Source organism: Curtobacterium sp. 9128, assembly GCF_900086645.1.
Classification (GTDB): domain Bacteria; phylum Actinomycetota; class Actinomycetes; order Actinomycetales; family Microbacteriaceae; genus Curtobacterium.
The window spans coordinates 2,964,778-2,976,522 of the sequence record NZ_LT576451.1 but is presented as its reverse complement, the minus strand read 5'-3'; the positions used below and the strand labels follow the sequence as shown (position 1 = coordinate 2,976,522).

The 11,745-nt window shown below is 69.4% G+C and carries 10 protein-coding genes; all 10 read left to right on the top strand.

The features are described from left to right. Positions 1–109 precede the first annotated feature (109 nt). The 10 genes from otsA (at position 110) to serA (ending at position 11,739) form a co-directional block, all read left to right on the top strand. Positions 110–1,693, top strand: coding sequence for an alpha,alpha-trehalose-phosphate synthase (UDP-forming) (otsA, locus tag QK288_RS14195; RefSeq protein ID WP_281264930.1), 1,584 nt, complete (start codon positions 110–112; stop codon positions 1,691–1,693). Next, positions 1,686–2,483 (top strand): trehalose-phosphatase, encoded by a 798-nt coding sequence (otsB, locus tag QK288_RS14190; protein WP_281264929.1) that lies wholly within the window; start codon positions 1,686–1,688, stop codon positions 2,481–2,483. Before otsA ends, otsB begins: the two co-directional genes overlap by 8 nt. Positions 2,484–2,563: 80 nt before the next feature. Then, the gene (gene ilvD, locus QK288_RS14185; RefSeq protein WP_281264928.1) at positions 2,564–4,258 is read left to right on the top strand and encodes a dihydroxy-acid dehydratase; all 1,695 of its coding nucleotides are present in this window, start codon (positions 2,564–2,566) and stop codon (positions 4,256–4,258) included. Positions 4,259–4,305: 47 nt separating this feature from the next. Next, positions 4,306–6,129, top strand: a complete 1,824-nt coding sequence (locus QK288_RS14180; RefSeq protein WP_281264927.1) for an acetolactate synthase large subunit — start codon at positions 4,306–4,308, stop codon at positions 6,127–6,129. After that, a complete protein-coding gene (ilvN, locus tag QK288_RS14175) occupies positions 6,126–6,626 on the top strand; it encodes an acetolactate synthase small subunit (protein WP_144763790.1) in 501 nt (166 codons plus the stop codon). The genes QK288_RS14180 and ilvN overlap by 4 nt, the downstream gene beginning before the upstream one ends. Positions 6,627–6,672: 46 nt before the next feature. After that, positions 6,673–7,698 (top strand): ketol-acid reductoisomerase, encoded by a 1,026-nt coding sequence (gene ilvC / locus QK288_RS14170; RefSeq protein ID WP_281264926.1) that lies wholly within the window; start codon positions 6,673–6,675, stop codon positions 7,696–7,698. A gap of 213 nt (positions 7,699–7,911) precedes the next feature. Continuing rightward, the gene (locus QK288_RS14165; RefSeq protein ID WP_281264925.1) at positions 7,912–9,102 is read left to right on the top strand and encodes a mannitol-1-phosphate 5-dehydrogenase; all 1,191 of its coding nucleotides are present in this window, start codon (positions 7,912–7,914) and stop codon (positions 9,100–9,102) included. Between the two features lie 61 nt (positions 9,103–9,163). Further along, positions 9,164–9,628: a hypothetical protein gene (locus tag QK288_RS14160; protein ID WP_281264924.1), complete on the top strand. Its 465-nt coding sequence runs from the start codon at positions 9,164–9,166 to the stop codon at positions 9,626–9,628. After that, the gene (locus QK288_RS14155) at positions 9,625–10,002 is read left to right on the top strand and encodes a hypothetical protein (RefSeq protein ID WP_281264923.1); all 378 of its coding nucleotides are present in this window, start codon (positions 9,625–9,627) and stop codon (positions 10,000–10,002) included. Before QK288_RS14160 ends, QK288_RS14155 begins: the two co-directional genes overlap by 4 nt. A gap of 147 nt (positions 10,003–10,149) precedes the next feature. After that, positions 10,150–11,739 (top strand): phosphoglycerate dehydrogenase, encoded by a 1,590-nt coding sequence (serA, locus tag QK288_RS14150; protein ID WP_281264922.1) that lies wholly within the window; start codon positions 10,150–10,152, stop codon positions 11,737–11,739. Positions 11,740–11,745 lie beyond the last annotated feature (6 nt).

The window sequence follows — 11,745 nt, the reverse complement described above, 5'->3', positions numbered from 1 at the left end:
GCGCACCAGCCCCTCCGGCACGCCGTGTTCCCCCGACACGGGATGCAGCATATCGGAAGCCGCGGATCCTCCGGGAATCAGCTGTCGGCACGCTGGTAACTTCGGACCCGTGCCAGCACCCCACAGCTCTTCCGCCAAGTACTCCTTCGTCGTCGCCTCCAACCGCCTGCCCGTCGACCGCGTCGTGGACGACGAGGGCAACGAGGGCTGGCGGCACTCGCCCGGCGGGCTCGTGACGGCGCTCGAGCCGGTGATGCGCGCGAACGACGGCGCATGGGTCGGCTGGGTGGGGCAGCCGGACGTCGAGGTGGACCCCTTCGACAACGAGGGCATCCACATCGTCCCGGTCCCGCTCAGCACGAGCGAGGTCGAGGAGTACTACGAGGGCTTCAGCAACGACACGCTCTGGCCGCTCTACCACGACGTCATCGAGCACCCGAGCTACCACCGCGACTGGTGGAACTCCTACAAGGGCGTCAACAAGCGCTTCGCCGAGCAGATCGCCGAGATCGTCGAGCAGGACGGCATCGTCTGGGTGCAGGACTACCAGCTGCAGCTCGTCCCGGCGCTCCTCCGCGAGCTCCGCCCGGACCTGACGATCGGCTTCTTCAACCACATCCCGTTCCCACCGGTCGGCATCTACGCGCAGCTGCCGTGGCGTGCGCAGATCCTCGACGGCCTGCTCGGGGCGGACGTGATCGGGTTCCAACGGCACGACGACGCCAGCGACTTCCTCCGCGCGGTGCGGCACATCAAGGGCTACACGACGAAGGGCTCGACGATCGACGTCCCCGTCGACGACCCGAACGCCCCGCGGAGCCGCAAGGGCGTCACCGTCCGCCACGTCGAGGCACGGCACTTCCCGATCTCGATCGACGCCGAGAGCTTCGAGGAGATCGCCCGCCGCCCCGAGGTGCAGGAGCGCGCCCGCGAGATCCGGCAGGGGCTGGGTAACCCGAAGACCGTGCTGCTCGGCGTCGACCGGCTCGACTACACCAAGGGCATCCGGCACCGCATCAAGGCCTTCGGCGAGCTCATCCAGGACGGCCGGGTCAAGGTCGAGGACGCCACGCTCGTGCAGGTCGCGAGCCCGAGCCGGGAGCGTGTCGACACGTACCGGATGCTCCGCGACGAGATCGAACTGAGCGTCGGGCGGCTGAACGGCGACCTCGGCACGATCACGCACCAGCCGATCTCGTACCTGCACCACGGCTACCCGCGGGAGGAGATGGTGGCGCTCTACCTGGCCGCGGACATCATGCTCGTGACCGCGCTCCGGGACGGCATGAACCTCGTCGCGAAGGAGTACGTCGCCACCCGCTTCGACAACGACGGCGTGCTGATCCTCTCCGAGTTCGCCGGCGCCGCCGACGAGCTGAAGCAGGCGGTGATCATCAACCCGCACGACATCGGCGCCCTGAAGGACTCGATCCAGCGTGCCATCGAGATGCCGAAGCGCGAGCGCTCGACGCGGATGCGCGCGCTCCGGAAGCGCGTCCGCGACAACGACGTCGCCCGCTGGTCGCGCTCGTTCCTCGAGGCACTCGACCGGCACGCTCCGCGCAACGCGCGGATCGACCCGACCGGTGCGGAACGGCACCGCGAGGCCCAGACCGACAACATGTCGATCTTCGACCAGGACGCGCAGACCGCGCGTGCAGCGGAGGACACCCGGGAGGCCCGTGATGCGTGACCAGTCCACGAACGTCGACGAGACGGCGGCTCCGGAGCTCGACACGGCCCTCGCGGACCTGGCGGCGTCCAGCACGCTGCTGGTCGCGCTGGACTTCGACGGCACGTTGGCGCCATTCGCCGACGACCCCGGTCAGGTCGGTGCCCTGCCGGGGAGCTGGGCGGCGGTCCTGACGCTGCAGCGCGCGAAGGACACCGAGGTGGTGCTCGTCTCCGGCCGCCCGCTCGACTCGCTCGCCCGGGTCACGCAGGCGCCGGAGGACATGTCGCTCGTCGGCTCGCACGGCGTGGAGTGGCGCGTCGACGGCCACGACCAAGAGGCACTGACCGCCGAGGAGCACGACCGCGTCGTGCGGATCGGTGCGGCGCTCGACGCCGTCGGGGAGCGCTTCCCCGGGGTCGTCATCGAGCACAAGCCGGCAGGGCACGGCGTGCACACGCGCCGGGTGAGCGCCGAGGTCGCGGCCGAGGCGAACGCCGCAGCGAGTGCGGCGGCGCACGAGGCCGACGCCGACGTCCTCGAACGCGGCGGCAAGGACATCCTCGAGTTCGCTGTGCGACACGTCACCAAGGGCGACGCCATCGACCGGCTCCGCGAGCTCCGTGGTGCCGAGGCGGTGTTCTTCGCCGGGGACGACGTCACCGACGAGGACGCCTTCCGGGTGCTCCGCGACGGCGACGTCGGTGTGAAGGTGGGGGAGGGCGACACGCTCGCCGGCCACCGGGTCGCCGATCCGGCGGCCCTGACCGACGTCCTGAAGCAGCTCGCGAGACTGCGTGCGGTGCGCTGAGGACGTGACCACAGCCTCCAGGCCGATGCGTACGCATGAAAGTGCGCCACTGGTATCCCAATCGGTCCTAGACTCACTCCATGCCTGATATCGACGTCAAGCCGCGGAGCCGAGTCGTCACCGACGGGATCGAAGCAACCACCTCGCGTGGGATGCTGCGTGCCGTCGGGATGGGGGACGAGGACTGGGAGAAGCCGCAGATCGGCATCGCCTCGTCCTGGAACGAGATCACCCCGTGCAACCTGAGCCTCGACCGGCTCGCCCAGGGCGCCAAGGAAGGCGTCCACGGCGGCGGCGGGTACCCCCTGCAGTTCGGCACCATCTCGGTGTCGGACGGTATCTCGATGGGCCACGAGGGGATGCACTTCTCCCTCGTCTCCCGTGAGGTCATCGCCGACAGCGTCGAGACCGTCGTGAACGCCGAGCGCCTGGACGGCACCGTCCTGCTCGCCGGCTGCGACAAGTCGCTCCCCGGCATGCTCATGGCCGCCGCGCGGCTCGACCTCGCGAGCGTCTTCCTCTACGCGGGGTCGGTCATGCCCGGCTACGTGAAGCAGGCCGACGGCTCGATGAAGGAAGTCACGATCATCGACTCCTTCGAGGGCGTCGGCGCGTGCAAGGCCGGCACGATGAGCGAAGAAGAGCTCAAGAAGATCGAGTGCGCGATCGTCCCCGGCGAAGGTGCCTGTGGCGGCATGTACACAGCGAACACCATGGCCTCGGTCGCCGAGGCGCTCGGGATGTCGCTCCCCGGCTCCGCCGCGCCGCCCAGCGCCGACCGCCGCCGCGACTACTACGCGCACCGCTCCGGCGAGGCCGTCGTGAACATGCTCGAGCACGGCATCACCGCCCGACAGATCCTGACGAAGGAGGCGTTCGAGAACGCCATCGCCGTCGCCATGGCACTCGGGGGCTCGACCAACGTCGTGCTGCACCTCCTCGCGATCGCGCACGAGGCCGAGGTCGAGCTGAGCCTCGACGACTTCAACCGCATCGGCTCCAAGGTCCCGCACCTGGCGGACATGAAGCCCTTCGGCAAGTACGTCATGGTCGACGTCGACCGCAACGGCGGCATCCCCGTGATCATGAAGGCGCTGCTCGACGCCGGCCTGCTGCACGGCGACTGCATGACCGTGACGGGCAAGACCGTCGCCGAGAACCTCGCCGAGATCGACCCGCCGGAGCTCGACGGCGAGGTGTTCCGCAAGCTCGACAACCCGATCCACGAGACCGGTGGCCTGACGATCCTGCAGGGCTCCTTCGCGCCGGAGGGCGCCGTGGTGAAGACCGCGGGCTTCGACGCATCGGTGTTCGAAGGGCCGGCGCGCGTGTTCGACCGCGAGCGCTCGGCGATGGACGCCCTCACCGAGGGCAGGATCCAGAAGGGCGACGTCGTCGTCATCCGGTACGAGGGCCCCAAGGGCGGCCCCGGCATGCGTGAGATGCTCGCCATCACCGCGGCCATCAAGGGCGCTGGCCTCGGCAAGGATGTACTACTCTTGACCGACGGACGATTCTCAGGCGGCACAACCGGCCTGTGCATCGGCCACATCGCACCGGAAGCAGTGGACGCAGGTCCAGTTGCATTCGTGCGCGATGGCGACCGCATCCGTGTCGACATCGCGGCTCGCTCGCTCGACCTACTGGTCGAGCCTGCCGAGCTGGAAGCCCGCCGTGACGGCTGGGCTCCGCTGCCCCCGCGCTACACCCGCGGAGTCCTCGCGAAGTACGCCAAGCTCGTGCAGTCCGCCGCCAAGGGCGCGGTCACGGGCTAGCGTTCGACACCCGCACCACCGCCATCTCTCCAGGCAAGGAACCCTTCATGCCCACGGAAGCCACACCGCTGTCCGCGGCCACCGGAGCGCGTCGCACTCCCGAGGTCCTGACCGGCTCGGGAGCCGTCCTCCGGACACTCGAGCACCTCGGGATCACCGACGTCTTCGGGCTGCCCGGCGGCGCGATCATCCCGTTCTACGACGAGCTCATGGCGTCGAAGACGATCCGCCACATCCTGGTCCGACACGAGCAGGGCGCCGGCCACGCCGCCGAGGGCTACGCGTCCGCGTCCGGCAAGGTCGGCGTCGCCATCGCGACGTCCGGTCCCGGCGCGACGAACCTCGTCACCGCGATCGCCGACGCCTACATGGACTCGGTGCCGTTCATCGCGATCACCGGCCAGGTGTTCTCGACGCTGATGGGCACCGACGCCTTCCAGGAAGCGGACATCGTCGGCATCACCATGCCGATCACGAAGCACTCGTTCCTCGTGACCGACCCGGCCGACGTGCCGGCGACCCTGGCCGCCGCGCACCTCATCGCGACGACCGGACGCCCGGGTCCCGTGCTGGTGGACATCACGAAGGACGCCCAGCAGAAGTCGGCGCCGTACGTCTGGCCGCCCAAGATCGACCTGCCCGGCTACCGGCCGGTCACCAAGGCGCACGGCAAGCAGATCACCGCGGCCGCGCAGCTCCTCGCCGGTGCCGAGCGTCCGGTGCTCTACGTCGGCGGCGGCGTCGTCCGCTCGCGCGCGACGGCCGAATTGCTCGCGTTCGCCGAGGCCACGGGTGCGCCCGTCGTCACGACGCTGATGGCTCGCGGGGCCTTCCCGGACTCGCACCCGCAGCACCTCGGCATGCCCGGCATGCACGGCACCGTCCCCGCGGTGCTCGGCCTGCAGGACAGCGACCTGATCGTCGCGCTCGGCGCCCGGTTCGACGACCGCGTGACCGGCAAGGCCGACGAGTTCGCGCCGGACGCCAAGGTCGTGCACGTCGACATCGACCCCGCCGAGATCTCGAAGATCCGCTTCGCCGACGTCCCGATCGTGGGCGACGCGCGCGAGGTGCTCATCGACCTGCTCGACGCGTGGGGCGGCATCCCCGTCGAGGACCGCGCATCGACGGCCGACTGGTGGACGAAGCTCCGCCAGCTCAAGGTCGACTTCCCGCTCGGGTACGCGGAGCCCACCGACGGACTGCTCGCCCCGCAGGCGATCATCCGGCGCATCGGCGAGCTCACCGGACCCGAGGGCATCTACGCCTCCGGGGTCGGCCAGCACCAGATGTGGTCGGCGCAGTTCATCCAGTACGAGCGCCCGAACGCGTGGCTGAACTCCGGCGGCGCCGGGACGATGGGCTACTCGGTCCCCGCTGCCATGGGGGCGAAGGTCGCCGAGCCCGACCGGGTGGTCTGGGCGATCGACGGCGACGGCTGCTTCCAGATGACGAACCAGGAACTCGCGACCTGTGTCATCAACGACATCCCGATCAAGGTCGCGATCATCAACAACTCGTCGCTCGGCATGGTCCGGCAGTGGCAGACGCTGTTCTACGACGGCCGCCACTCGTTCACGGACCTGGAGACCGGTCACTCGACGCGTCGTGTGCCGGACTTCGTCAAGCTCGCCGACGCCTACGGTGCGCTCGGCATCCGGGTCGAGAAGGCCGACGAGGTCGACGCGGCGATCAAGCTCGCCCTCGAGACGAACGACCGGCCCGTGGTGATCGACTTCGTCGTGAGCCGTGACTCGATGGTCTGGCCGATGGTCCCGCAGGGGGTCAGCAACTCGTCCATCGAGTACGCCCAGGCCCTCGCTCCCACCTGGGACGAGGAAGACGCCGACATGACGGGGGAGACCGCATGAGCCACGTCCTGTCCCTCCTGGTCGAGGACAAGCCGGGTCTGCTGACCCGCGTCGCCGGGCTCTTCGCCCGCCGCGGCTTCAACATCGAGTCCCTCGCCGTGGGCAACACCGAGGTCGCTGGCCTGTCCCGCATCACGGTCGTCGTCGACGTCGAGGACCTGCCGCTCGAACAGGTGACCAAGCAGCTCAACAAGCTCGTCAACGTCATCAAGATCGTCGAACTCGACTTCTCGCAGTCGGTCCAGCGCGAGCACATGCTCGTGAAGGTCCGTGTCGACAACCAGACGCGCTCGGCCGTGCTCGAAGCAGTGAACCTGTTCCGCGCCCAGGTCGTCGACGTCGCGAACGACTCGCTCATCGTCGAGGTGACCGGTGACCCCGGCAAGATCCAGGCGATCCTCCGCGTGCTCGAGCCCTACGGCATCAAGGAGCTCGCCCGAGCGGGCCTCCTCGGCATGGGCCGCGGACCGAAGAGCATCACCGACCGGGTGCGCTGAGCGCCACCCGGCCCCGAACGAACCACAACCAAGGAGATCACGCACCGTGACTGACATCGTGTACGACGCCGACGCCGACCTGACCCTCATCCAGGGCAAGAAGGTCGCGGTCATCGGCTACGGATCGCAGGGCCACGCCCACGCCCTCAACCTCCGCGACTCCGGCGTCGAGGTGAAGATCGGTCTGCAGGAGGGCTCGAAGAGCCGCCAGAAGGCCGAAGAGGCGGGCTTCGAGGTCCTCACCCCTGCCGAGGTCACCAAGTGGGCCGACGTCGTCGTGATCCTCGCGCCGGACCAGGTCCAGCGCATCGTCTACAAGGACGACATCGAGCCGAACCTCAAGCAGGGCGCGACCCTCGTCTTCGGCCACGGCTTCAACATCCGCTACGGCTACATCGAGGCGCCGGAGGGCGTGGACGTGTCGCTCGTCGCACCGAAGGGCCCCGGCCACACCGTGCGCCGCGAGTACGAGGCCGGCCGTGGCGTCCCCGTGATCGTCGCCGTCGAGGTCGACGCGTCCGGCTCCGCCTGGGACCTCGCGTGGTCCTACTCCAAGGCGATCGGTGGCCTCCGCTCCGGCGGCATCAAGACCACCTTCACCGAGGAGACCGAGACCGACCTGTTCGGTGAGCAGGCCGTCCTCTGCGGTGGCACGTCGCAGCTCATCCAGTACGGCTTCGAGACCCTCGTCGAGGCGGGCTACCAGCCGCAGATCGCCTACTTCGAGGTGCTCCACGAGCTCAAGCTCATCGTCGACCTCATCTGGGAGGGCGGCCTCACCAAGCAGCGCTGGTCGATCTCCGACACCGCCGAGTTCGGTGACTACGTCTCCGGCCCCCGCGTGATCTCGCCCGAGGTCAAGGAGAACATGAAGGCGGTGCTCGCCGACATCCAGGACGGCACCTTCGCCAAGCGCTTCATCGACGACCAGGACGCCGGCGCCCCGGAGTTCAAGGCGCTCCGCGAGAAGGGCGAGGGCCACCCGATCGAGGCGACCGGTCGCGAGCTGCGCAAGCTGTTCGCGTGGAAGCAGTCGGACTCCGACTACGTCGACGGTTCCGCAGCGCGGTAGTCTTCCCCAGACCACTCGACGACGAGGCGGCGGTGTGCACCCGTGCACCGCCGCCTCTCGATGTGACCCGAACGTTATGCAGCAGCACTCCAACACCTCCGACGCCGTCGACCGGCGTCCCTCAGGCGACGCGCAGCGCGTTGCGCGACATGCGTCGTCCGTGGCGCCCGCACCGTGGCAGAACCGTACCGATCGGCATGGGATGATCGACGGATGGCGGTGACGAAGCGAGCGGTCCACATCGGCGCCGGCAAGATCGGGCGCGGATTCGTGGGCCAGTTCCTCGTGGCCAGCGGTTACGAGCTGACCTTCGTCGACGTCGACGAGCGGGTCGTCCATGCCCTCAACGAAGCCGGTCGCTTCGTGGTGCACGAGGTCGGCGAGATGCCGGTCGAGCACCTCGTCTACGGGTTCCGTGCGCTCAGCAGCAAGACCGACCGCGACGCCGTCGTCCGGGCGATCGCCGAGGCGGACGTCGTCACCACGGCCGTCGGTGCCCGCACGCTGCCGCTCGTCGCGCCGGTCATCGCCGAAGGGCTCGCGGCGCGGCCGCTCGAGCGCGGTGACGTCACCATCGTCGCCTGCGAGAACGCCTTCAACGCGACGGACTCCCTGCACGCCAGCATCCGTCGCGCCCCGATCCTCGAAGACCGCGACATCGCCGCCGTCTTCGCGAACTGCGCGATCGACCGCATCGTCCCCGACCAGTCCGGTGTGCTCGGGCAGTCGGGCGGACTCGACGTCGTGCTCGAGCCGTTCTACGAGTGGGTCATCGAGCGCACCCCCTTCGCGAGCTCGGACGCCGAGCCCCCGGAGATCGAGGGCGTGACCTGGGTCGACGACCTCCAGCCGTTCGTCGAGCGCAAGCTCTACACGGTGAACACGGCCCACGCGACGGCTGCCTACCACGGCTACGTCCGCGGGATCCGGCTCATCCGCGAAGCGCTCGAGGACACCGCCGTGAAGGCCGAGGTCGACGGCGTCCTCGCGGAGACCACGGCGCTCCTCATCGCGAAGCACGGCTTCGACCCCGAGGAACACGCGCACTACGTGGCCGCGAACCTCTCCCGGATCGCGAACCCCCACCTGCCGGACACCACCGTCCGCGTCGGTCGGAACCCGCTCCGCAAGCTCGGGCGCCGCGAACGCTTCGTCGGGCCGGCAGCGCAGCTCGCCGAGCGCGGACTCCCCGTGGAGCACCTGCTCGGCGCTGTCCGCGTCGCGCTCGAGTTCGACGACGAGAACGACCCCGAGTCGATCGAGCTGCACGCGTTGCTCCGGTCGGGGGCCACGGCACACGCGCTCACCGAGATCCTCACCGGTCTCATGGAGAGCCACCCGCTGTTCCCGTCCGTCCGGGACGTCGTCGCCGAGGTGCTCGAGTCCCAGGCCGCCGACGCCTGACCGGCGTCGTCAGCCGGGCGTCCGGTCCCGAGGTCGCCGCGTCTCTCGTAGAATCGTGGGCATGACCCCGGCACCTCCCGCACACGACGACGCCGCGGCGTCCCCGCCGGACGGCGCGCTCGACCACGACGACGACGCAGCCCTGCAGTGGGGCGACGCGGACGACGCCACCCACGTCGACGCCGCGCACAACCCGGTCCGCGTCAAGGCACGCCGCGAGCACGACCCCGAGGAACCGCTCGGTTCGAGCGCACTCGTCGGCATGGGCGTGTTCGGTGGCATCTACCTGCTCTACACGGTGGCGTGGCTCGTCAGCGCGAGTCTCCTCACCGTCACGGGCTCCGGTGTCGCGGGCATCGTGTCCGAGGTGATGCGTGTCCTCGCGATCATGGCTCCCGCATTCTGGTTCGCCGCCACGCTCTGGCTCGGGCAGGGGAGCAGGAACCGCACCAAGTTCGTCTGGCTCCTCATCGGGGCGGTCGTCCTGATCCCGTGGCCGTTCATCATGACCAGGAGCTTCGGGTGAGCGCCGCCGTCTCCGAGCGGCCGCGCACGGTCACCGTCGGCAAGGCGGTCGTCTGGGGGGTCGCGGCCGTGTGCCTGGCGTACGTCACCTGGCAGGCCGTCGGCAACCTCGTCGGCGTCTCGAAGTCCGTGTCGGACTTCAACGAGTTCGTCCGGAAGAACGGCGGCACCGGCCTCGAGACGTCGACGCCGTGGGTGGCGCTCGTCCTCGACGTGCTGATCGCGCCGGCCGCCTTCGTCGCCGCCTGGCTGGTGTCGCGCCGGATGGACCTGGTCCGCACGGTCGTCGTCTTCGTCGCCGCGCTCTGCGCGGTCTCCGCGCTCTGGTTCACGCTCCTGCAGTACGTGTCCTCGACGCTCCGCATCGGTTCCTGACACCGGACTGGAGGCCCGTGGCGACGCCGCCACGGGCCTCCATCCCGTCTTGTGGTTCTCCACAGGGCTGCTGCCGCGGTCGTAACGGCCTGCTCGCGTCGATACGATGGTGGGATACCGCCCGTCTCGTGTGAGGAAACAGCAGCTGTGCCGAAGCCGGTCGTCCTGATCGCCGAAGAACTCTCGCCCGCCACAGTCGACGCCCTCGGGCCCGACTTCGAGATCCGGAACGTGGACGGCACCGACCGATCCGCACTCCTGGCCTCCCTCGCCGACGCGCACGCCATCCTGGTGCGCTCCGCCACCAAGGTCGACGCCGAAGCGATCGCCGCAGCCCCGAACCTCAAGGTCGTCGCCCGTGCGGGTGTCGGCCTCGACAACGTCGACATCAAGGCGGCCACCACGGCCGGCGTGATGGTCGTCAACGCCCCGACGTCGAACATCATCTCGGCGGCCGAGCTGACGGTCGGGCACATCCTGTCGCTCGCGCGGCACATCCCGGCGGCGCACGCGTCGCTCGCGGCCGGCGCGTGGAAGCGTTCCGCGTACACCGGCGTCGAGCTCTACGAGAAGACCGTCGGCATCATCGGCCTCGGCCGCATCGGCGCGCTCATCACCCAGCGCCTGCAGGCCTTCGGCGTCTCGGTCATCGCGTACGACCCCTACGTCACCACCGCCCGTGCGCAGCAGCTCGGGGTGGAGCTCGTCTCCCTCGACGACCTGCTGCGGCGCGCCGACTTCGTCACGATCCACATGCCGAAGACGCCGGAGACCCTCGGCATGATCTCGGATGACCAGTTCGCCATCATGAAGCCGACGGCCTTCGTGGTGAACGTCGCCCGCGGTGGCCTCATCGACGAAGACGCGCTGCACCGTGCGCTCACGTCGAACCAGATAGCCGGTGCCGGGCTCGACGTCTTCGTGTCGGAGCCCCCGACGGACTCGCCGCTCGTCTCGCTGCCGAACGTCGTCGTCACGCCGCACCTCGGAGCGTCCACCGACGAAGCACAGGAGAAAGCGGGCGTCTCGGTCGCCAAGTCGGTGCGGCTCGCGCTCGGCGGGGAGCTCGTCCCCGACGCGGTGAACGTCGCCGGCGGCGTCATCGACCCGTACGTGCGCCCTGGCATCCCGCTCGTCGAGAAGCTCGGCCAGGTCTTCACGGCCCTCGCCACCTCGCCGGTGACCAGCATCGACGTCGAGGTCCACGGCGAGCTCGCCGAGTTCGACGTCAGCGTCCTCAAGCTGGCGGCACTCAAGGGCGTCTTCACCGACGTCGTGAGCGACCAGGTGTCCTACGTCAACGCCCCGCTCATCGCGGAGCAGCGCGGGGTCAGCGTGCGGCTCATCACCGACTCGGACAGCCCGGAGTACCGCAACGTGCTGACGATCCGTGGCGCCCAGTCCGAAGGCCCGGCGATCAGCGTCTCCGGCACGCTCACCGGCCCGAAGCAGGTCGAGAAGCTCGTGGAGATCAACGGCTACGACGTCGAGGTCGCACTCGACAAGCACCACGTGGTCATGGACTACACCGACCGGCCCGGCATCGTCGCGGTCTACGGCAAGGAGTTCGGCGAGGCGGGCATCAACATCGCCGCCATGCAGATCGCGCGGCACTCGGCCGGTGGTCAGGCGCTCAGCGTCCTGACCGTCGACTCGCCCGTGCCGGCGGACATCCTCGAGCACGTCCGTTCGACGATCGACGCCTCCTCGCTCCGCGAGATCGACATCACGCTCTAGGGGAGC

Excerpts from the sequence above, each read along its gene's own strand:
- otsB (WP_281264929.1), top strand. The coding sequence starts at position 1,686 with ATGCGTGACCAGTCCACGAACGTCGACGAGACGGCGGCTCCGGAGCTC.
- ilvD (WP_281264928.1), top strand. The coding sequence starts at position 2,564 with ATGCCTGATATCGACGTCAAGCCGCGGAGCCGAGTCGTCACCGACGGG.
- QK288_RS14180 (WP_281264927.1), top strand. The coding sequence starts at position 4,306 with ATGCCCACGGAAGCCACACCGCTGTCCGCGGCCACCGGAGCGCGTCGC.
- ilvN (WP_144763790.1), top strand. The coding sequence starts at position 6,126 with ATGAGCCACGTCCTGTCCCTCCTGGTCGAGGACAAGCCGGGTCTGCTG.
- QK288_RS14165 (WP_281264925.1), top strand. The coding sequence starts at position 7,912 with ATGGCGGTGACGAAGCGAGCGGTCCACATCGGCGCCGGCAAGATCGGG.
- QK288_RS14160 (WP_281264924.1), top strand. The coding sequence starts at position 9,164 with ATGACCCCGGCACCTCCCGCACACGACGACGCCGCGGCGTCCCCGCCG.